This is a genomic window from Curtobacterium sp. 9128 (assembly GCF_900086645.1).
Lineage (GTDB): Bacteria > Actinomycetota > Actinomycetes > Actinomycetales > Microbacteriaceae > Curtobacterium.
Genome location: NZ_LT576451.1, coordinates 2194998 through 2215639, shown reverse-complemented (window position 1 = coordinate 2215639; position 20642 = coordinate 2194998). Strand labels below are relative to the sequence as shown.

Below are 20642 nucleotides of genomic sequence, written 5' to 3'. Positions count from 1 at the left end.
CGGGAGCCCCGCGATCAAAGGAGTCCGCGGGCGCCTGGAGTCCGTCGCTGCGCCGCTACGACCTCGGCCTCTGAATGCCGAGCAGACGCGCTGCGCCCGCCGGCCAGAAGCGTTCGTATGGGGCAGCCTTGAGAGAATCAAAGCGGACCATCTATATGCGACACTCGAACCCTCGATCGAGCGGCGGTCCGCAGCCGGCCGGTCGACGACCGGCTATCGGTCACTCGTGCCTTGCCAGTGGAGGCAGCTGAAGCCTCGCTACATTCGACGCATCCGTGCGGCGAGTCGGAGTGCCTGAACGGAACGTCGGTGTTGTTCCGAGCGGTGGCGGCCGTTGGCGGGCGAGGGGTGTGGTGCCGCGATGACGGGGACGAGTCGGGCGTGCTCGTCCAAGGTGAGGTACCGCATGACTCCGTCGAGAGCGATGCTCCCGTACGTGACAATCGCTTCGACGGAGGGGAGCGCCTTGAGGAGAACGCTCAGGGCATGTCGTCCCTCGTCGATGTCCGCAGGTCGTATGCGCCCGGGGAGCTCCCACGGGATGAGGTTCCAGCGAAGGTACTCCTTGCGTGCGAGTCCGGACTCGATGCGGGCTGCGCGATACGCGGCCGCGGTCGGCCCCGGGTTGTCCTCGCTGCAGACCGCCGCGTGCGCTGCGGCGATCGTCTGGGGGCCGGGTGACTGCATGAGGACCAGCACTCGGCTGGACGTGCCGCCGGATCGTGGGTCGAAACTCGGGACGAAGCGCCGCGCACCGTCGGGTGCGGTGCGCCATGTCTCCGCGAGGGCGTTCAGCGATCGAACGTCCGCGACCTCATCCGCGAATTCGTCCGGCGTGCTCACGCCGGCTGTGGTGGTGCGAGGAGTGTGCCGCGGATGACGGAGCCGTGGAACGTGCGGACGGCGACGGTGATCCATGCGGCGACGAGGCCGGCGTAGTAGACGACCGCGAGCACGGCGACGACAGTGAGTCCGGAGTGCAGGGCCAGGCCGTTCAGGCCGGTGACGCAGGTCCCGACGGGGAACGTGAACGACCACCACGTCAGGCTGAACGGCAGGTGCTCGCGGGCGGTCCGGATGGTGATGGCAAGGGCGATGACGGTCCACAGCAGCGCGAAGCCGAGCATCGCGAACCCGTACACCAACGCCACGACCAGCAGTGCGTGGGCGGTGGAGGCGTCGACGACGGTGGGGGCGTTCGAGGCGAGGAGGTTCACTGCGGTGATCGACTGCCCGACCGGTCCGAGCACGATCCACAAAGTCGGGACCATGCCTGCGGCACCGACCTTGTGCTGCGCGAGCCGGTTCCAGATCAACGTGATCACGACCAGGGACGTGATGAGGCTGAGGCCGAAGAAGCCGTAGCAGGACCACAGGAGGGTCTCGCGTGCTTGCCCGGCGGGCGCGTACGGCAGCAGGAGTGCGCCGGTGGAGGCCGACACCATCGGCGGGACGATCGGCATCAGCCAACCGCCGAACGCGGAGTCGGGTCCGTTCTCGTGGCGGGTGAACGCCAGGTACGGCACGAGGACCGCAGTGAGCAGTCCGCCGACGGTGCCGACGGTCCAGAGGACCCAGTCGATGGTGACAGCGGCGGGGAGGCCGATCCAGTCCTTGCCGAGGAGGATCGTTCCGGCGCCGACGGTGAGGAACGCCATCGGCGGTGCCCCGTAGAAGTGCGAGATCACCGGGTGCAGGTGGTGCTTTGCCGCTGTGCTCCGGTAGCGGATCCAGTGCAGGACCGTCGCGATGGTGAGGGCGACGAGCAGGACCGCCGCGATCGCCCAGACGACCGTCGCCGCAGTCCGGAGCCCCGGGAACTGCAGCGGCAGCGACGCTGCCGCGACGGCGACGATCCCGGTGCCCATGATCGACGCGAACCAGTTCGGAGTCAGGTTCGACACGATCAGGCCCGGCCGTTCCAACTCTCGGAACAACCGCCGGTCGCGCACACCATGCTCGGACGTCGTGGGTGCGTGGGCGAGGTGAGCGGACATGCACCCATCGTGCGCGTGTGCCCCATGGTTCGGGAACGGCGAACTCGTTGGCAGGGCACAATGGCTGCTTGTGGCACTGCGGCGGCTGACGGACCGGACTCTGGACCTCGACACCCTCGAGGTCCTCGTCCGCGTCGCGGAGACCGGTTCGTTGACCCGCGCGGCCGACGTGTTGGGGGTGACACAGCAGGCGGTGTCGGCACGCTTGCGTGCCGCGGAACAGGCAATCGGTCAGCCGCTGGCGCACCGGACGGCATCAGGGACCGCGCTGACCGACGCCGGCCGAGTGGTGCTCGGTCTGGCCGTCCCGGTGCTGGAGGCATCCCGGCGGCTCGAAGCAGGCGTCGCCGCGCTTCGAGAACCCGCGGGATCCCTCGTCGTTGCAGCGTCGCAGACGATCGCCGAACTCCTGCTCCCCGGGTGGTTGCTCACCCACCGTGCTGCCGCGCCGGATGCGTCGGTGCGCTTGATCGCGGGGAACTCCGCCGACGTGACCGACCTCGTCCGTTCCGGCGCTGCCGACGTCGGATTCACGGAGACACCTGCTGCGCCACCTGACCTGTCCTCGCTGGTGGTCGACGAGGACGAACTCGTGGTCGTCGTCGCCCCGCACCACCCGTGGGCAAGCGCTTCAGGCATCACCGCGGATGACCTCGCGGAGACGCCACTGCTGCTCCGCGAGGAAGGGTCCGGCACCCGCGCCACGGTCGAAGCGTGGCTCGACCGTGCTGGGCTCCGCCTGGTCGCCCCAGCGGCCGTGCTGGAGACGACCGGCATCATCCGCGCCAACGCGCGGGCCGGCATCGCGCCGGCGGTGATGAGTCTCCGCACCGTCGACACCGACCTCGCCGACGGTGCCCTCGTCCGAGTGCCGCTACTCGGCCCGCCACTGATCCGGCCGCTGCGCGCAATCTGGACGGGCCGCCCGGGGCCCGCTGTGACGGCGTTCCTAGACACCGCCCGCAGCTCGAGCGCCGGTGGTCAGATCAGTCCGTAGGGCAGCTCCGGGTGCTGTTCGGCGATTTCGATGAGCCGGTTGTACTTCGCGACGCGTTCCCCGCGGGCGGGTGCGCCGGACTTGATCTGCCCGGTGCCGGTCCCGACAACGAGGTCCGCGATGAACGTGTCCGTGGTCTCCCCGGAACGGTGCGACACCATGCTGGCCATCCCGACGCTGGTGGCGGTGGCGATCGCGCCGAGGGTCTGGGAGACGGTGCCGATCTGGTTCGGCTTGATCAGTGCCGCGTTCGTCAGCTGCTGTTCGCCGCCGTCGCGGATCCGTTGCGGGTCGGTGACGTAGAGGTCGTCGCCGACGATCTGGATCCGGTCTCCGAGCGCTGCCTGCATGCGGCGGAACCCCTCATGGTCGTCTTCCGCGAACCCGTCTTCGACGCTCCGGATCGGATACGCGTCGACCAGGTGCCGGTAGTAGTCGACCAGCCCGTCCCGGTCGAGGCTGTCGTCAAGCATCCGATAGGAGCCGGCGCCCTGGGAGAACTCGTTCGCGGCCGGGTCGAGGGCGATCGCCACCTGATCGACGCCCGGCTCGTAGCCGGCGGCACGGATCGCGGCGACGAGCAGGTCGAGCGCTTCCTCGGGGGCGGCAATTGACGGTGCGAAGCCACCCTCGTCGCCGAGGCCGAGGCTGCCGAACCGGTCCCGCACCAGGGCCGCGAGCGCGTGGTAGACGTCCGCGCCGATGCGGACGGCGTCGGCCATCGAGTCGGCATCGACGGGGGCGATCATGAACTCCTGGAAGTCCAGGGCGTTCGCTGCGTGCGCGCCGCCGTTGAGGACGTTGAAGTGCGGGACCGGTAGGCGCGGCGTCGAGCCGGTGATCTCGGCGATCCACTGCCAGAGCGGGAGGTCCGCGGCGTGGGCGAGGGCCCGGGATGCGGCGATCGAGGTGGCGACGACGCTGTTCGCGCCGAGCCGGCGGTACCCGGTGGTGCCGTCGAGTTCGGCGAGGGCGGCGTCGATCCGCCCGATCGAAGACCATGACCGGCCAGTGAGGAGCCCTGAGATGTCGGTGTTGATCAGGTGGAGCGCCTGAGTAACGTCGCGGCCGCCGAACTTGGAACCGCCGTCGCGGAGCTCGACGGCTTCGTGGGCGCCGGTGGATGCGCCCGCGGGGGCGTCCCCGGTGACGGTGCGGCCGTCGTCGAGCTCGAGGGAGACGCGAACGGTCGGGTGGCCGCGGGAGTCGAGGATGCGGGCGCCGTGGACGGCGTCGATGGTGACGGGGTGGTCGTGGTGGGTGACGTACTCGCCCTGATGTGCTCCGTGGTGGTGGATGCCGCTGATGTAGTCGTTCATGGTGACGCTCCTTCGGTTCGGGTCATGCGTCGAGCTGGCGGGTGGTTGCGGGGAAGCCGCGGGGAGGCGGAGGGACGACCTCCTGGCGATCACTCAGCGCCAGTGCCTCCCCGCGGCAGTCTGTGGACCCGTGGGTCACGGGTGTCGGGTGTGGGCTTCCTGTGCGGTGCGGATGACGGCTTCGGCAGCAGCACGGTCGGCCCACCCGTTGGTGGTGACGTGCTTACCGTGCTCGATCTCCTTGTAGTGGGCGAAGAAGTGCTCGATCTCCGCCAGCGTGGGCTCCGGCACATCGGTGATGTCCTGCAGCTGCGCGAAGCGGTCGTCGCCAGCGGGGACGGTGAGGATCTTGTCGTCGCCGCCGTTCTCGTCGACCATGCGCAGCATCCCGACCGGCCGGACCGTGATGACGACGCCAGGGAACGTGGGACGGGGTAGGAGCACGAGGGCGTCGAGGGGGTCGCCGTCCTCGCCGAGGGTGTTGTCGATGGAGCCGTAGTCCTGGGGGAACACCATGCTGGTGAACACCGCCCGGTCGAGCCGGATCCGGCCGGTGGTGTGGTCGACTTCGTACTTGTTGCCGCTGCCGCGGGGAATCTCGATCGTGACGTCGAACAGCATCAGCGCCTCCGGTTCTGGAGCGGGTGTGTGGTCAGTGGGCGGGGTGGTCACAGGGTGCCGCCGAGGAGAATGCCGGCGGTCGCGGCGGCGACGGAGACGACGAGCATCCCGAGAACGTTGATCGCGGCGGCGGTGATCCGGCCGCTGCGGGCGAGGCGGACGGTTTCGAAGCTGGCGGTGCTGAACGTGGTGTAGCCGCCCATCACCCCGGTGCCGAGGACCGCGACCGGCACCGCACCGAGGTGGGTGGCGGCACCGACGATGATCCCCAGCAGCAGCGACCCGGTTACGTTGATCGTCAACGTGCCGACGGGGAGCCGGAACTCCCGGCCGGTGTTGATCACCCCGTCGAGGAGGAACCGGCCGGCAGCGCCGGCACCGCCGGCGACGGCGACGGCGAGGATGAGCGCGGCGTTCATGCGTCCTCCGTTCGGGGTCGGAACCAGCCGGCGACGACGAGACCGCAGGCGGTCGCGATCGCGCCGGACAGGACGGTCAGGAGCGCGTACCCGGTGCCGGCGAGTCCGTGCCCGTCGAGGAACAGGGCGGCGGTGGACTCGGCGAGGGTGCTGTAGGTGGTGAACCCGCCGAGGACCCCGGTCCCGAGGAGCAGCCGCAGCACCCTCCGGCGGCCGGCATCGGGCCCGCGGTGCGCGAGCGCTTCCAACAGCACACCGAGGGCCAACGCGCCGGTGATGTTGATCCAGAAGATCGACCAACTCACCCCGCCATCGGCAGGAAGCACGATGCTGATGACGTCACGGAGGGCAGTACCAGCGGCCCCACCGACTGCGACGAGGCCGACGTACCGCCACCGCAGATGCACCGGCCGCATGGTCGCTGCGGGGTCGGAGACGTCGACGTCCGGGTCGGAGGGGAGCTGGTCGTCGGGCATCGGGGTGTCCGTTCGGGTGGTCATGTTCCGCCTTCTGCCGCGACCAACGCCGCGGCGTGCTGTGCTGCTGTCGGATCCAGGAACGCCCCACCCCGCGGGACGAGAGCACCCGTCGGGGCGAGGTGGTACTGCACGGGTTGCCCGGTCGGCAGGTTCAGCTGCTCGAGCTCCGGGCCGGTGAGGTCGCCAATGCATGCGCACAACGCACGGAGCGAGTTCCCGTGCGCGACGACGAGGACGCTCCGCCCTGCCCGCAGCATCGGCAGGAGCCGGTCGTGCAGGACGGGGCGGACCCGCTCGATGACGTCCGAGAGGGCCTCGGTGCGTCGGAGAGCGCCGTCGGGCAGGCCGCGCAGCGCGGAACTTGACCGCAGTTCCTCCCACAGCTGCAGCGACATCGGTGGCGGCGCGCCGGTACGGGACCTGCGGAGCCGCAAGTACTTGTCGTCACCGAGCATCCGACGGGCGTCGGTCTTCGTCATCCCGGTCAGAGCACCGTAGTTGCGTTCGTTGAACTGCCACACCGCTTCTGTGGGCATCTGTGTCCCGAGGGCGTCGCAGACCAGTTCGGCGGTGCGGACGGCTCGGCGCAATGTGGAGGTGACCACGACGTCCGGCGTGATGTGCTTCGACCGAAGAAGCTGCCCCGCCGCTGCCGCTTGCTCTTCACCGTGAGGCGTGAGCGGGACGTCGAGGAGCCCGGTGAAAGTGCCGGCTTCGTTCGCGGTGCTCTCCCCATGCCGCAGAAGCATCAGCGTGCCCGTCACGGGGCATCCGACGGCCGGACCACGGTGGCACCAACCGGGTCATGCGGGACGACCAACACCGGCCGGTGCTGCTGATGGGTCAAGTGCGCGGCGACAGACCCATTGAGCAGTTCCGTCACCCGGCGTCGGCCGGTCTGCGATCCGACGACGATCATCACCGCATCACGTTCCTCAGCCACCGCAGCGAGTGCGCGACCCGGATCCCCGACCCGGAAGGCAACTTCCACGTCCACTAATCGCGCTGCAGCGAGCTCCTGAATGACCCGCACGTCTTCGTCGGGGAGCTGCTGCGGGTCGCTGTCCGCCGTGTCCGGGTCAATCGGTTCGATGATCTCCGACCCATCCGCACGGAACCCCGTCGACAGCAGCGCCGGATCGATGACCACACACACCAGGCGGGCGCTGAAGCGTTCAGCGACGGCAGCCGCGACACCGACGACGTCGTGCGCCTGCCCTGGCTGCACACCGACGACGACAACACCGGCAGTGTTCGACTCGACCATGACATATCCCTACCTCAGGCGCGCAAAAGCGCGACCAGCTGAGATAGGGACTGTTGTCGACGATTGTCGAGGTTGGGTCCGGCAAGCCCCACTGCCGGGTCCGAAGACCCCACAAGTATGCACCCACCACCCCATGCCTGCACCGACAATCTTCCGCACCTCGATACCTGTGCTGGCTGCTGCCCTCCACGATCCTCGGACGGCGGGTACCCCTTGGGGGTATCATGACGGTCACCTGTCGCCTCGCACGGCTGACGCTCTCCGACCCACTGAAACCAGATGATCATCACCACGTCTCCGCGTCGCCGACTGCTGTTGCAGGTCACGGCGACGATGGCGTTGCTGCTGCTGGTCGGGTTCACGGTCCTGATGCACACCATGGCCGGGCACACCGCCGACCCTGAGCATCCGATGACAGCTCCCACCGCCGCGATGGAGCACCACCCGGCCGCTGCCACCAGTCACACCGCGGCCACCGGTCATGCTCAAGACGTGGTTCCCGCGGTTGCGGTGAAGAACGTCCTGAGCGATGCCGGCTGCGATGGTGGCTTGTGTGCGCTGATGTGCTCGCTGATGGGGATGGCGTGCATGCTGACGATCGCCCTGTTCGCGTGGGTGCTGCTCCGCGCCCGGAGTGGCGGGGTGCTGCATCTCCTCGCGCGGCTGCTCGCCCTCGCAGCCCACGTGGCACGCCGTGTCGCGGCGCCGCGGCCGCCGTCACTATCGGCATTGCAGATCATCCGAGTCTGATTCCACCCCGGCGGGTCCTCCCACCCTCCGGGAGCACCCGCATGCCCAGAACCCGGGCAGGCAGTCGCCTGCCCGCACCCATCTGACGCATCCACGGAAACGGAATCCACCATGCAGACCACCACCATGCGCGCTCTCGCGGCCGCCGCAGCCCTGGCCATCGGGCTCACTCTCGCGGGCTGCTCCACCAACAACACCAGCAGCCCAGAGACGTCGTCGTCGGAATCCTCGTCGTCGAAATCCACCTCCGCGGCGTCGCACAACGATCAGGACGTCAAGTTCACGCAGCAGATGCTGCCCCACCACCAGCAGGCCATCGAGATGAGCGACATGCTCCTCGCGAAGGGCTCCGGCGTGCAGGCCGACGTCGGGACGCTGGCGAAGCAGATCAAGGCCGAACAGGTCCCCGAGATCATGGAAATGACCGGCTGGCTGAAGGCGTGGAACAAACCGACCCAGATGCCGAGCATGTCTGGGATGAACCACTCTGCGATGTCGGGGATGATGTCCGACTCCGACATGCAGGACCTCCAGAACGCGTCCCCGCGGGACGCCGGGCAGCTCTACCTCGAGCAGATGATCCAGCACCACACCAGCGCCGTCGACATGGCGAAAACCGAAGTCACCAAGGGCAAGAACGCAGACGCGGTCGCACTCGCGAAGTCGATCGTGCAGAGCCAGACCGAGCAGATCACCCAGATGCAGGACATGCTCGCATCCAAGTGACCCGGCGCGCGCCGAGGCAGGCTTGACCGCCTCCTCGGCGCGCAACCGGTCCGGTCCGACCCGGTCCGGTCTCCCTCATTCTCACGACGCTGCGGGACACTCTTCCCGCACCGCAACGAAGTAGGTGTACATGTTCATCCTCAACGCGCTCGGCGACGCCCTCGCAGCCGCTGGCTCCATGGGGTGGGAGATCCTCTGGCCCCTCATCCTCGGCTTCACCCTGTCCGGTATCATCCAAGCCGTCGTCCGCACGGACCGGATCATGAAGCTCATGCACGACGACTCGCCTCGCGCGATCAGCGTCGCGACCGGACTCGGCGCCCTGTCATCGTCCTGCTCCTACGCCGCAGTCGCACTCGCACGAGCCCTGTTCCGGAAAGGCGCGAGCCTGTCATCCGCGATGGCGTTCGAGGTCGCATCGACGAACCTCGTCGTCGAACTCGGCCTGATCCTGGCGTTCGTGATGGGCTGGCAGTTCACCCTCGCGGAGTTCATCGGCGGCCCAATCATGATCATCCTCATCGCCCTCGGTTTCCGACTCTGGATGCGTGGCAAGATCCTCGACGCCGCCCGCGAGCAAGCCGACAAGGGCCTTGCCGGATCGATGGAGGGCCACGCGGCGATGGACATGTCCGTGCAGGGCAACCAGGGGTTTTGGCGGCGACTGTTCTCGAAGCCGGGGCTGACAAGTGTGTCGCAGTACTTCGTCATGGACTGGGCATCCGTCATCCGCGACGTCATCATCGGTCTGCTCATCGCCGGCGCATTCGACGCGTGGGTGCCGAAAGCCTGGCTGCAAGCGATCTTCCTCGAAGGGCACCCCACGCTCGCGTTCATCATCGACCCAATCATCGGACCGATCCTGGCGATGGTGAGCTTCGTCTGCTCCGTCGGTAACGTGCCCCTGGCTGCAGTGCTCTGGAACGGTGGGATCAGCTTCGGCGGCGTGATCAGCTTCATCTTCGCCGACCTGATCATCATCCCGATCATCGTCATCTACCGGAAGTACTACGGCTGGAAGGCCGCCCTCCGGATCACCGGCATCTTCTACGGCGCCATGGTCCTCGCCGGGTGGGCCGTCGAGCTGCTGTTCACTCCGCTGGGCCTGATTCCCACGAACCGGCACCTGAGCATCGTCGCGACCACAATCAGCTGGAACTACACCACCTGGCTCAACATCGTGTTCCTCCTGATCGCCGCGTTCCTGCTGGTCGTGTTCATCCGCAGCGGTTCCTGGTCGATGCTCCGCATGATGAGCGACGCACCCGAGGAGAACAGCCACGGCCACTCGCACACCTGACCATTCCGTAGGACCGCGCCCCCCACCTCCGCCGTCCGGTAGCCGATCGCCTACCGGGCGTGGAGTTCGAGGTAGTCGAGTGCCTGGCGAACCGTCTCTTCGAGAGGGCGGGTGCTGTCGGTGATGAGCCGATCGTCCGTGCGGGGCTCGTACTCGTCGGCGGTGCGCTGTACCTCGTCCCACGTCGGCAACGTGAACCCGGGCAGGTCGTTCGCACGCTGTTCCACGCGGCGGCGGTGTTCGTCGACGTCGGCACACACGACCTCGATCACGCGCAGCGGCACCCCGGCGGCATCAGCCGTGGACACCCACCCAGCCCGAGCAGGTTCAACGCCGCTCACCGCGTCCGCGATGACCACCTGACCGCGACGGAGGTTCGGTACCGCGATGGCATGCATGATCGAGTACGCAGCGATACCGGACTGCTCGCGTGGGATTTGGTACTTCCACATCGCGCCCTCGATCGCGTCGACGCGGAGCGTCAGCGAGGGCATCAGCTCCGCGATAGCAGCAGACAGCGTCGACTTCCCTGCACCAGGAAGACCACAAACCTGAACCAGCATCGACAACTCCTTCGGCGGCCGTAGCTCCTTGTCTATCGCTCGCGGACGCGCAGCACCAGCGACGTGGATACGCACGCTGGACCACTCAACGGGCGGTCACGAGCGGCGGCAAAGGGGGATGTGGCCCCACCACCCGAGACCGTCGGCATCAACATCGAGGATGTCGCCGTACGCCCCCAGGGGCTCTCCGATGTTGAAGTCCGCTACCTCCTGGCCGAACTCTTCGGGTGTCGCAATGTCTCCGGTTGCGTAGACGTCCATCCGGTCGATGGTGGTCTCTCTATTCCGGATGATGCCGACTCGTCGGCCACCGGTCCAGGAGTAGATGACGCGAAACTCATCGTTTGTGGCCCAGGCGTCTTCAACGACCACCCGCTCGGCTTCCGTGGGCCCGCCGCCACAAAGCTTCCGTAGACAGGCAAGAAGCGCTCGTGGACCCCAGTCGTCGGAGTGTCCTGATTCGAGTTCCGCGATGTCCCCGGGGCCGCGACGATGAACGGGCTGTCCCCAGACGACAGCGAGCACGTTGCCCGCGACGCTGGTCCAGAGCATGTCCGCCGGTGACAGCGTGCTGATCTGGGTCGCGTACGCGAGGCCGAACGACTGCATGAACGTGTTGATGACGATCACCAGCGACATCAGTACGACGACCAGGAACGCCTTCGGATTCGACCGGAACAGCTCGACGATCGGCAGACGGGCGCGCCGATGGGCGTCCTTCTCGTCGACGAACACCTCAGGTTCCTCGAGGCGGCGGCGCACGAGGTACGCGACGATCAGGACGACGACGGAAAGCAGGAACGGGACTCGCCATCCCCAGCTGTCGCGGGCGGCTTCCGGCAGCGCGGCGACGGGAAGGAAGACGAGCGATGCCAGGACGATCCCGGCGCTGATGCCCGAAGACGTGAAACTCGCGTAGAACGCCCGGCGACCCTCCGGCGACTCCTCGACCGTCAACGTGGAAGCGCCGGCGGTCTCGCCACCGGCGGACAAGCCCTGCAGGATCCGGAGCACGACGAGCAGAATCGGCGCGAGGTAGCCGGCCGTCTGGAACGTGGGGAGGACGCCGATGAGGAACGTCGAGGCGCCCATGATCGTCAGCGTCGCCACGAGCGTGTTCTTCCGGCCGACGCGGTCGCCGAGGTGCCCGAAGATGAAGGCGCCGATCGGCCGGAACACGTATCCGACTCCGAGCACCGCGAAGGACTGGATCAGCGCGGCGGTCGGATCCCCCGCAGGGAAGAACACCCGGCCGAAGATCAGCGATGCCGCGGTCGTGTACACGAAGAAGTCGTAGTACTCCAGGGTGCCGCCGAGGAAGCTGGCGAAAGCTGCGCGTCGTGCTCGCGCGACGGTGCGGGTGGACTGCATTGGGCCTCTCCTCGTTGAGCGGACACGAGGGCTGGGCCAGTCGGCGTCACTGCCAGACGTGTCACCCCTCGACCGTCAACGTTAGGGAGGGTCGGAGTATCCGCGGTCCCGGTTCTCCTTATGTGCGCGGTAGCGCCGCTAATGACCATCAATGGGTGGAGCCTGGTCGTGCCAAGGCAGTAGGACCGGCGCGAGATCGTCAGCCAAGATCGCGTGTTGGCCGACAGCGTCGTAGCGAGCGGTGTGATGATGTCGAATCGTCCAGGAGGAACGGTCGGCGAACCGCAAACGGCAGCGCCACGTCGGTGCGCTCACGTCGGCACAGTGTCCAGAAGGACATCACCAAGATGTGACGCGCGTGGCAGGCGCACGACGCCTTGCCGGGAGATCACGACCTGGGCGGCGAGCATGCGGGGCCGTCTTCGGCAGCACCCTGATGTCGGCCCGACGTGAATTGACGAGACGAGGACACTCGCGGTGCGTCCGCCGTGACCCGTGGTGTGTACGACAGCGGGCTCGGCGAAGGCGAAGCGATGACGTGTCGACGACAGGAGCCGCGCATGAACGGTCTGAGAGGTGACCTCAGGCCTCCACGACATCGTCGTCGCGCCGCTCCTCTACCGGAGCCTGACACGGGCGCAACGGACCAGCGGGAGCCTCGTAGGATCGCATCGCCGCGTGCCACGTCGTCTGGCCCGTTGGTCTTTCCTCACAAGACGCAACGGTTCCGCCGTCTCCGACATGGGTGAGGCGTCGAGCGAAAATTCGGCCCTGTTCTGGGCGAAATTGGCGAGCTGGCGCTGGCCCCGGCGTGTCATTCTGAGGCCCAATTCGCACGGCTCGGAGGAGCAGGTCGAGGAACTCCGCGCATAGAGACGAGCATGGATATCGCATCTCAACTGCGCGCACGATGGGCGCTGCTCCAGACCTCACGTGAACTCGAACGACTCGTTCTTCTCGCCGCGCAGGACCCGGCGTCGGACGAGACCGCGTTCGAGGTCATCCGACGCACCCGATGGCGGGTGCGCGCGGCCGAAGTTTGGGACAGCGGGGAGGTTGCGAACATCGCGCGGGAGGAGCTCATCGGAGCACTCAAGGCCTTGCACGCCGGAACGGATGTCGGAGTGCTCTCCCACGAGCTCATTCGACGCACCCTGACGGAGCTGCCCGACGAGCCCTGACGCCAGGGCTGGCGACGCTACGCCAGCCCGAGCGCCCTCTGCGACGCGTCGATCTCTCGGCGACCGATTGCCATGACTTCCGCCAGCGTCTCGTTCGCAGATCTGACCGGAAGCCAACGAGCGATCCGACTCGCTGGAACACGGCCGAAGGGCACCGCCACCTTCGCACGATCAAGAGCAGGAGCCAGCAAGTTCCGCGCGTCGTCTACTCGTCTCCGAATGTCCACGACGTCCAACCATTCCGTCGACGTGACAGCTCCGCGCTGTTGCGCGATACGGACTCGCAAAGCCAGATCGACAAGCTGCTCCGCCGCAGCCTGGAGCCGGTGTGCGGCGGCCGCGATGTCGTTGACAACGCTCAGCGCCCTAGCCTCGTCCAGCAGCGCTCCCGAGGCAGCCGAGATCTCCGCCACCACGTTGTCCGCTGTGACAACACCGTTTGACCCAATGCTGAATCGCTCGATGCCTACCGCGTCAAGAGCCGCAGTTGCATCCTCGTTCCAGCCAGACACCACGTACACCCGAACCGCTCGCATCTCAGCTCGCTCGAGGACCGGCGTGACCTGGTCGGCGGTCACGCCGCGCGGCCGAAGCAACGCTGCAGAAACGACGAGGTCGTCTTCGAGAATGACGAGCTGAGCGGTGTTCGTGACCGTGTGGAGCTTCGTCACATCGACGCCGCTCTGGGCGAGGTGCTCCCGGATGGTCGCGGCTGCCTTTGTCTTCGTCATGATCGTTGCCACGCTCAAAGGGTGCCAGATGTTCAAGGAACGGGCGCCCCACTCCCCGGTCTCGCGTGCGATCGTGACCGACTGGACTGGCGACGATCGTCCCGAGTTACCGCCTGACCAGGCAAAACCCGGTTTCCGGGTGCTGGTCCCGTGAGCGACGCATAGGCCTCCCATGACCGAAACCCAGACCCGCTGCGCGACGTGCGGCGTACCGAATGCGTCCGCGCATACACAATCCATGACCGACGCGAGCGCGAACCCCCAGCTGGAGCCAATGCTCACGATGGACGAGCTCAGCCACTACACGCAGACCTCGAAGAGCACGCTCTACTCGCTGCGAAGCCAGGGACGCGGCCCGAGGGGCGTCCGCATCGGTCGAGCCCTCAGGTTTCGGACGTCCGACGTCGATGCATGGCTCAACATGCTGAGCGACGAGGCGGAGGCAGCCTGATGAGCGTCAAGAAGGCGGACAACGGACGTTGGCGCGCCCGCGTCTACCACCGCGGCAAGCAGGTCTCGATGGCGACGTTCGACCGGAAGAAGGACGCCGACGCTTGGGAGCTCGGCCAGAAGACGACTCTCGCATCCGGAACCTGGTCCGACCCTCGCAACGCCGAGATGACGCTCGCAGAACTCATCAAGGAGTTCCTGACCGAGCGGCGCGGACTCGTCTCGCAGCAGACCTACGACACCGATGAGACAAACCTCCGCCTCCACGTCTCAGACCAGATGAAGCGGCTTCCCATCGGTTCCATCGACGGCCGGCAGCTGCGAAGGTACGTCGCCAACCTCGTGCGCACCAAGCGGCACAGCACCGCGAAGCGAATTCGGGAGTCGCTCGGTGGGGTCTTCGCGTACGCGGTGCGGGAGGCGTACATCTCGCACAACCCAGTCCTGGATGCGCCGCTCGGTCGCGGGGACGGAACGGAAACGAACACCGTCCGGCCCTTCACCGAGTCGGAGTTCAGGTCGATGCTCGTGGCTCAGCGAGCCCTGAACCCGAACTACGCCGACGTTGTCGAGTTTCTTCGGGAGACCGGCTTGCGCTGGGGAGAGATGAAGGCGCTCCGTGTCCGCAACATCGTCACGAACCCCTTCCCCGCAGTCATGGTCGAGCGCTCGAAGAGCGACGGGTACCCCGAAAAGCAGACGAAAGGACGGCGAAGCCGGAAGGTCCCTCTCATGGGCAACGCAGAGGAAATCGCGATGCGCCATGCTGATGGCAAGTCGCCCGACGCGTTCCTGTTCCGGTCGACCGGCGGCTCCGAACTGAGCGGACCGAACTTCACCCGCGACCTTCGCTGGAAGACGACGGCAGGGAACCATCGTGTCCACGACCTTCGCCACACCGCCGCGACGGCGTGGATGAGCGACGGAATCAACGTCAAGACCATCTCTGTATGGCTCGGTCACAGCACGACACAGCAGACCGTCAACCGCTACTCCCACTGGATGAACGACGACGGCGACATGGCCGCCATCGCCCGGATGATGCGAGCTCGACGCGAGCGCTCCGAGGAGCGAGACTTGTCATGAGGCGGAGGCAGCGGAACCGAACGGGGCCCGGCCCGGCCGCTCCGTCTCAGCCCTCCTCGATGAGCACCAACGAGAACTCGTCGCTCGAGAGTGTCGGCACGCCTAGGTCACCAGCCAGCGTCACCACGGCGCGGTCGTTCGACACGACCACCCACTCCGCACCGAACAGACCCAGCTCAGCCTCGGCCATCGCGTCGAGCGCGCACGCGAGCAACATCGGGTCGGCATTCCCGAGATTTGCGTAGAGGTCGATGAGGGTCGTGTCGTCGGCTGGAACACATTGAAGGACGGCAGCGAGGTGCAGGAGGACGCCCTCATCGGTCGAGTATTCGAGCGCGCGCAGCGAATCGACGTCCGGAAGGAATCGTGCTTCGTGGAGCACTTCGGACGGTAGCCGACACTGTTCGTGCACGAACGCCGAGGAGCGTTGCTCCGGCGTCAGCCGAGTCAACGCGTTGTTGTCGAGGAGGTAGAACGTCCCCATCATCCGAGCGCCTCCCGGAAGTCCCGGATCTCTCGCGGTCGGATCTTGTTCGCGCAGACCGCTCGGCAGAACTCACCTTCGGTGATCTTGCCGGCATCCAGCGCGCCGAGCATGCGAACGGACAGCTCCCGGCCGTTGTACGTCCGGACCCCGTTCACGGGTTTCGGTTGGCGGCCCTGCGACTTCGGCCGGTTGGCGAACTCGAGGCGAAGTTCCTCGAGGTGTTGCTGAGCACCGACACAACTGATGAGTCCGAGCCGCTGGAGGCGCACGACCAGCGCGCTCGGAGTCACCTTGAACGAGTCGGCGGTGCTCCTGATTTTCCCGAGGTCGTCGGACGGAACCGTTCGCATCTGCGCCGCCGGCATTAGGACCTCGCCAACGATGTCGTACTCGCGGCCCGGGTTCGACGCAAGGTTCCGGCCGTCGTAGGTCACCGGGGCGAAGATGCCGCGAGCGACCAAGACGGTGAGAAGGGTAAGCGTGAAGAGCTGACGCCCCTCCGGCTCCTCGTCGTCGCCGTGACTCCCCCGCGAGAGGAAGATGTACGGGACCTTCTTGTCCTTGATGGTCAGCCCACTGAACTTGACCTCGATGAGCTGCGGCATGAAGCCGCGGACGCTGCGCGAGACGAGGATCTGGTGCGACTCCAGCGTCTCGATGAGCAACGACAGGGCGGCGCCCTTCGATCGAGCCGAGCGGAGTACGGCCACATCCAAGTCGAGAGCTGTGAGCAGCACGGCGACGTCCTCCTCGATCGTCGCCCGAGGCTTCCGGAGGACTCCAACGATCTTGTTCTCGGCGAGCGACTCGTCGTGAGTGCGCAGCATCATCTGCTTCCGCACAAGATCCTTGACGATGAGCTCGACGTCGCTGAGCTCGATCGTCGTACGCGAGTTGACGGCGAAGGTGTCTTTGCTCAACCCTTGCAGCAGCTTCTGCGTCTTCGTTTCGACCTGCGCCCGAACCAGCTCGCGCGGCGCGAAGCAGAGTGCGTACGGCACCTGTGCGGTGCGCGCCAGATCGACGAGATCAGAAAAGCTGATCGTTGACCGTTCGAGGGCGTGGCGATACGGAACGCGTGCACTCACGACAGAGTTCTCGAACAGCTCGACGAAGACGACGCGGTCGATCATCACGCGGCTCCCGTGCAGAGTGACCGCGATCGTCCCTGGCTGGTCGGCGCTCACGGCAACACCGCGTGGTGGCTCAACGATCCAGACTCGGTGGCTGCCGTGCTCCCCATCCGACCGACGATCCCTCATGTCGGCCTTCGAAGCGACCCCGAGTTCGGGTGTCGAGCAAGTCAACTCGCCGACCGGAGGCCATCAAGAAGGTGACGCGTACAAGTGCGCCTTGCCCCAATCCCGCTCCAGACCTCCGGCGCGCACCGCTCGAGAGCCTCTAGGCTCCGAGCATGGGTGATCTCACGGTGACGATTCGTCCTGGTCGGCGCACGGAGATCCAGAACATGCCGTTCGAGGGCAACGGACGCGGCTACACCATCCTCGGAGACATGTTCAACGCTTCACGGCGTGGTCAGGTCGACTACTCCCCCAGCTCCCGATCATGGTCGGTCTCGCGGCCGCACACGAACGCTGTCATCCACGGTCTCGCCGCACGATACGGCCGGGTAACGGTGATTCAGCATGGCGGTGTCGAGAAGTGCGTGGAAGCGTGCTGGAAGACGGGACTCCCCGAAAACGCATGGCTGTGTGAGTGCGCATGCGCTGGACGAAATCACGGCTCGGGGCAGCCGTTCAAAGTCATCGTAGGGGGCAACGGTCCCGGCGGACAGCTCTCGGTGCAGGCCCGTGCGCCCCACGTGTTCTACGTCGGCTGATCACGAGCCGAGTCGGCGGAGCTGACCCGTGCTCGAGCCGGAACCATTGCCAGGGTCCGGTGGGCTCTGGCGGGCTCGAACCGCCGACCACTTCGGTGTAAGCGAAGTGCTCTACCAACTGAGCTAAGAGCCCTCAAGGCCGATCCTACTTGGCGATGAGCTGACATCGTGACGACGAGCGACTTGACTCGCCGTCGCCGACGACGGTGGCCGACTCTCGCCTGCGCGATACTTGCCCTCGGCGCTGCGGCGCTCGTTCGACCCGACCGGGTCCACACTCGAAGGGCCGGGGGTCCCGTGATCAAGCGCATCGTCCGTATCGACGGCATCGGTCTTTTCCGGCGTTGGCAGCCCGGCAGCGATTCCTCCAACTTCGAACGGATCAACGTCGTCTATGGCGGCAACGGCACCGGCAAGTCGTCAGTCGCACGCGCGTTCGGCGAGGCGACCGCGGCATCATCGGCCTCGACCGTGCACGTCTCAGTCGAAGACGGCGACAGGCTTCGCCAAGTCACGTCGAGCGAGGACCCCTTCTGGACACGCGTCCGCGTGTTCAACCAGGACTACGTCGAGAACAACCTGAGCTTCGGCACCGATCGCAGCGAGGCAGCACCGCTTCTCGTCCTCGGCCAGAAGAGCGTTGGTCGCGAGACACGGCTCGCGCAGATCGCCGAACGCCTCGAGATCATCGAGAGCGAGGAGCGTCTCGCGGTTGAGGACGCCGGCCGCGCGAGAAACGCTGCGGACCGTCTCGCAACTGCGACCGCGACGACGATCCACAGCGAGCTGCAGCACGTGAGCGCACGGTACGGCCGGGCCTACAACCGTCGCCAGGTGAAGACCTTGCTGGATGCCTTGCCGACCAGGTTCGACGAACCCCTCGACGAGGTCATCTCGACGCATCTCGGCACTGTTCGTCCGCAGAAGATGGAGCCAGTCTCCCTCCTCACCATCACCGGTGAAAGTGTCGTTCCGCTCGTCGCCGAGGTGGGTGACGCGCTTGCCACCTCGGTGTCGAACGTGGTCCTCGACGACCTGGCCGCGCATCCCGAGGACAGCACCTGGGTGAGTGAAGGCGTGTCGAGGCACGAGCAACGCGATCGGTGCCTGTTCTGTGGCGGTGTGGTGACCGACGAACGCCGAGGTGCTCTGGCCGCGCACTTCGACGGCCGGTTCCGGCAGCTGGAGCGCACGCTCGACATGCTGGACGGCCGCGTCGCAGCGGTCATCGCGGCTCAGCAGGGCATGATCTCCCGCGCGCCGGCAGCAAATCTCCTGTACCCGCCGCTCCGGGAGTCGTACGGTGAGCTGCTCGCCGGGGTGCGAGAGGCCACCACGTCTCGAAGCGAGGCCCTCGACGCGGTTCGCCGTGCGATCGAGACCAAGCGCTCCGCGATGTTCGACGTGGTCACGTTCGATCCCGGTGTTGTCGACGGCCAATCGGACGACGTGGCCGCGATCAACCTCGTGCTGCGGGACCACAACGAGCGTTCGGCGGCGTTCGAGTCGATCCGCGCGGACGCCGCCGACCGTGTCGAGCGCGCTCGGGTCGAGTTGATCCGCTCGGAGTACGTGTCGCTGTCGGAGCGAGCGCTCGGCGCCGAGCAACAAGCGGCAGACCACGGCGCCGAGCGCGAGCAGTTGACCCGCGAACGTGGGCGCCTGAATTCTGCCGGGCTCGACGCGGGACCACTTGCAAGCGAGCTCACCCGAGACGTTGCCGTCCTCCTCGGTCGCGACGAGCTCCGCTTCACCGCCGTCGATGGGCGTTACGCCATCGAACGGGACGGGCGCCCGGCCGTCGGTCTCAGCGAGGGCGAGCGGACGGCGATCTCGCTGCTCCACTTCCTGTGCAGCCTCCGCGACGAGACGATGCGTGGCGCCGACCTGACCGTCGTCATTGACGATCCGGTGTCGAGTCTGGACCAGGAGATCATGGTCGGCGTCTCCGGGCACCTCTGGAACACCTTCGTCGGAGCGGGCATCCGCCACCAGTTGATCCTGCTCACGCACAGCTTCGAGCTCTTCCGGATGTGGGTGAACCAACTGGACCGGCTGCACTCGCGGCTCCGCCGGGACAACTCGTACTCATTGCACGAGCTGCGCTCGAGGGTGAGTCGCGACGCTGAGGACGTTCCCCGTCGTGTGCCTGTGCTGCGGAGCTGGAGCGACCCTCAGCTCCGCAAGAAGCTGCGCTCCCAGTACCACTACCTGTTCTGGCGAGTCGGCAGTGCCGTCCTCGAGCGGAACTCCGGTACGCAGTTCGAGGCTGAGCTTGAAGCTGCTGCGCTCCTACCGAACGCCGCGAGGCGGCTCTTGGAGTCGTTCCTGGCCTTTCGGTTGCCAGTGCTCATGGGCGACTTCGAAGGGAGCATGCGGACGGCGTTCGACGAACACCAGATCGAGCAGCCACTCCGCCAGCGTCTGGTGCGGTTCCTTCACCAGTCGTCGCACAGCGAAGAAGCGGACATCTCTCGGCCCGTGGACGTGCACGAGGCGGTGGTCGTCCTCGAGTCGGTGTTCCGCTTCATCGCGGCAGTGGATCGGCCGCACTTCGAGCAGATGTGCGCCGCCGTCGTGCCGGGCCTCTCGTACATCGGTGCGGCTTCGGTCACGGTGGAACCGGTCGCTGCCGCCTAGCCGTTGCCATTTCCGCACCGACACCAAACCGACACGGACACGGAGCAACGCTCGGACCAGTCAGAGGGAACGGGACGATCACCGTCCTGACCTGGTCTTTCGGCGACCAGCGGAGCGCGAGCGACGGGACTGACATCCACGGTGTAAACGTGGCGCTCTACCAGCTGAGCTAAAGGCCCTCGAGATCCATCGTAGCGGCCGCTCCGTCGGGAACAGCGAGCCAGCCGTCCGGTGGCTCCGCCGCGGCTGCGCGCTCCGAGCAGCGGTCCGTGCAGCCGCGCGTCGCCGGGCCGTCTCGATCCGCACGGGCGTGACGGGCGACGTCCTCGCCGTCGTCATGAGGGACGCGGCGCTGTGGGACGAGGACTCGGCGACGATGCGTCGACGACTGACCGCACCGGACGAACCGAACACCCTG

Annotated in this window: 22 protein-coding genes and 1 tRNA gene; 9 read left to right on the top strand and 14 right to left on the bottom strand. The window is 66.8% G+C overall.

Annotated elements, in window-relative coordinates; all coding sequences use genetic code 11:
• Nucleotides 1–258: 258 nt before the first annotated feature.
• Together QK288_RS10695 and QK288_RS10690 are read right to left on the bottom strand one after the other, a co-directional pair.
• Complete coding sequence (locus tag QK288_RS10695) at nucleotides 259–843, bottom strand: uracil-DNA glycosylase family protein (protein ID WP_022906553.1); 585 nt, start codon at nucleotides 841–843, stop codon at nucleotides 259–261.
• On the bottom strand, nucleotides 840–1997 hold the full coding sequence (locus QK288_RS10690) for a TDT family transporter (RefSeq protein WP_281264297.1): 1158 nt from the start codon (nucleotides 1995–1997) through the stop codon (nucleotides 840–842). The genes QK288_RS10695 and QK288_RS10690 overlap by 4 nt, the downstream gene beginning before the upstream one ends.
• Before the next feature lie 70 nt (nucleotides 1998–2067).
• Here QK288_RS10690 and QK288_RS10685 point away from each other — a divergent pair, with 70 nt between their 5' ends.
• Complete coding sequence (locus QK288_RS10685) at nucleotides 2068–2994, top strand: LysR family transcriptional regulator (protein WP_281264296.1); 927 nt, start codon at nucleotides 2068–2070, stop codon at nucleotides 2992–2994.
• Here the strand turns inward: QK288_RS10685 and eno are convergent.
• From eno to QK288_RS10655, 6 genes are all read right to left on the bottom strand, one after another.
• Nucleotides 2979–4313 carry a phosphopyruvate hydratase gene (gene eno, locus QK288_RS10680; protein WP_022906550.1) on the bottom strand — a complete coding sequence of 445 codons (1335 nt, stop codon included), beginning with the start codon at nucleotides 4311–4313 and terminating at the stop codon, nucleotides 2979–2981. The genes QK288_RS10685 and eno overlap by 16 nt on opposite strands.
• Nucleotides 4314–4448: 135 nt before the next feature.
• Nucleotides 4449–4934 (bottom strand): inorganic diphosphatase, encoded by a 486-nt coding sequence (locus QK288_RS10675; protein WP_144759151.1) that lies wholly within the window; start codon nucleotides 4932–4934, stop codon nucleotides 4449–4451.
• A gap of 47 nt (nucleotides 4935–4981) precedes the next feature.
• Nucleotides 4982–5353, bottom strand: coding sequence for a CrcB family protein (locus tag QK288_RS10670; protein WP_022906549.1), 372 nt, complete (start codon nucleotides 5351–5353; stop codon nucleotides 4982–4984).
• Nucleotides 5350–5853, bottom strand: coding sequence for a CrcB family protein (locus QK288_RS10665; RefSeq protein WP_031261894.1), 504 nt, complete (start codon nucleotides 5851–5853; stop codon nucleotides 5350–5352). Before QK288_RS10665 ends, QK288_RS10670 begins: the two co-directional genes overlap by 4 nt.
• Nucleotides 5850–6581 carry a 2,3-diphosphoglycerate-dependent phosphoglycerate mutase gene (locus QK288_RS10660; protein WP_281264295.1) on the bottom strand — a complete coding sequence of 244 codons (732 nt, stop codon included), beginning with the start codon at nucleotides 6579–6581 and terminating at the stop codon, nucleotides 5850–5852. Before QK288_RS10660 ends, QK288_RS10665 begins: the two co-directional genes overlap by 4 nt.
• 11 nt (nucleotides 6582–6592) lie before the next feature.
• Nucleotides 6593–7099, bottom strand: coding sequence for a universal stress protein (locus QK288_RS10655; protein WP_281264294.1), 507 nt, complete (start codon nucleotides 7097–7099; stop codon nucleotides 6593–6595).
• Nucleotides 7100–7378: 279 nt separating this feature from the next.
• Between QK288_RS10655 and QK288_RS10650 the strand changes: the two genes are divergently transcribed.
• The 3 genes from QK288_RS10650 (at nucleotide 7379) to QK288_RS10640 (ending at nucleotide 9875) form a co-directional block, all read left to right on the top strand.
• Nucleotides 7379–7849 carry a hypothetical protein gene (locus tag QK288_RS10650; RefSeq protein ID WP_281264293.1) on the top strand — a complete coding sequence of 157 codons (471 nt, stop codon included), beginning with the start codon at nucleotides 7379–7381 and terminating at the stop codon, nucleotides 7847–7849.
• 111 nt (nucleotides 7850–7960) lie between these two features.
• Entirely contained in the window at nucleotides 7961–8575 is a 615-nt protein-coding gene (locus tag QK288_RS10645; RefSeq protein ID WP_281264292.1) for a DUF305 domain-containing protein, read from the top strand.
• Nucleotides 8576–8705: 130 nt separating this feature from the next.
• Nucleotides 8706–9875 (top strand): permease, encoded by a 1170-nt coding sequence (locus QK288_RS10640; RefSeq protein WP_281264291.1) that lies wholly within the window; start codon nucleotides 8706–8708, stop codon nucleotides 9873–9875.
• Between the two features lie 50 nt (nucleotides 9876–9925).
• On the opposite strand, the gene QK288_RS10635 is transcribed toward QK288_RS10640, so the two are convergent.
• Together QK288_RS10635 and QK288_RS10630 are read right to left on the bottom strand one after the other, a co-directional pair.
• Nucleotides 9926–10438 carry an ATP-binding protein gene (locus QK288_RS10635; protein WP_022906542.1) on the bottom strand — a complete coding sequence of 171 codons (513 nt, stop codon included), beginning with the start codon at nucleotides 10436–10438 and terminating at the stop codon, nucleotides 9926–9928.
• A 96-nt stretch (nucleotides 10439–10534) separates the two neighbouring features.
• On the bottom strand, nucleotides 10535–11809 hold the full coding sequence (locus tag QK288_RS10630) for an MFS transporter (RefSeq protein ID WP_281264290.1): 1275 nt from the start codon (nucleotides 11807–11809) through the stop codon (nucleotides 10535–10537).
• 881 nt (nucleotides 11810–12690) lie between these two features.
• Here QK288_RS10630 and QK288_RS10625 point away from each other — a divergent pair.
• Nucleotides 12691–12990, top strand: coding sequence for a hypothetical protein (locus QK288_RS10625; protein WP_281264289.1), 300 nt, complete (start codon nucleotides 12691–12693; stop codon nucleotides 12988–12990).
• Between the two features lie 17 nt (nucleotides 12991–13007).
• On the opposite strand, the gene QK288_RS10620 is transcribed toward QK288_RS10625, so the two are convergent.
• Nucleotides 13008–13733 (bottom strand): hypothetical protein, encoded by a 726-nt coding sequence (locus QK288_RS10620; protein ID WP_144759176.1) that lies wholly within the window; start codon nucleotides 13731–13733, stop codon nucleotides 13008–13010.
• 226 nt (nucleotides 13734–13959) lie between these two features.
• On the opposite strand from QK288_RS10620, the gene QK288_RS10615 reads away from it, so the two are divergent.
• A complete protein-coding gene (locus QK288_RS10615; protein ID WP_186317530.1) occupies nucleotides 13960–14172 on the top strand; it encodes a helix-turn-helix domain-containing protein in 213 nt (70 codons plus the stop codon).
• The gene (locus QK288_RS10610; protein WP_186317531.1) at nucleotides 14172–15257 is read left to right on the top strand and encodes a tyrosine-type recombinase/integrase; all 1086 of its coding nucleotides are present in this window, start codon (nucleotides 14172–14174) and stop codon (nucleotides 15255–15257) included. The genes QK288_RS10615 and QK288_RS10610 overlap by 1 nt, the downstream gene beginning before the upstream one ends.
• Before the next feature lie 46 nt (nucleotides 15258–15303).
• On the opposite strand, the gene QK288_RS10605 is transcribed toward QK288_RS10610, so the two are convergent.
• Complete coding sequence (locus QK288_RS10605) at nucleotides 15304–15744, bottom strand: hypothetical protein (RefSeq protein ID WP_186317532.1); 441 nt, start codon at nucleotides 15742–15744, stop codon at nucleotides 15304–15306.
• Complete coding sequence (locus tag QK288_RS10600; RefSeq protein WP_281264288.1) at nucleotides 15741–16931, bottom strand: hypothetical protein; 1191 nt, start codon at nucleotides 16929–16931, stop codon at nucleotides 15741–15743. The genes QK288_RS10605 and QK288_RS10600 overlap by 4 nt, the downstream gene beginning before the upstream one ends.
• 227 nt (nucleotides 16932–17158) lie before the next feature.
• Here QK288_RS10600 and QK288_RS10595 point away from each other — a divergent pair, with 227 nt between their 5' ends.
• On the top strand, nucleotides 17159–17584 hold the full coding sequence (locus QK288_RS10595) for a hypothetical protein (protein ID WP_281264287.1): 426 nt from the start codon (nucleotides 17159–17161) through the stop codon (nucleotides 17582–17584).
• Between the two features lie 60 nt (nucleotides 17585–17644).
• Here QK288_RS10595 and QK288_RS10590 read toward each other — a convergent pair.
• A tRNA-Val gene (locus QK288_RS10590) sits at nucleotides 17645–17717 on the bottom strand.
• Between the two features lie 164 nt (nucleotides 17718–17881).
• On the opposite strand from QK288_RS10590, the gene QK288_RS10585 reads away from it, so the two are divergent.
• Nucleotides 17882–20224, top strand: a complete 2343-nt coding sequence (locus tag QK288_RS10585; protein WP_281264286.1) for an AAA family ATPase — start codon at nucleotides 17882–17884, stop codon at nucleotides 20222–20224.
• Nucleotides 20225–20642: the final 418 nt, after the last annotated feature.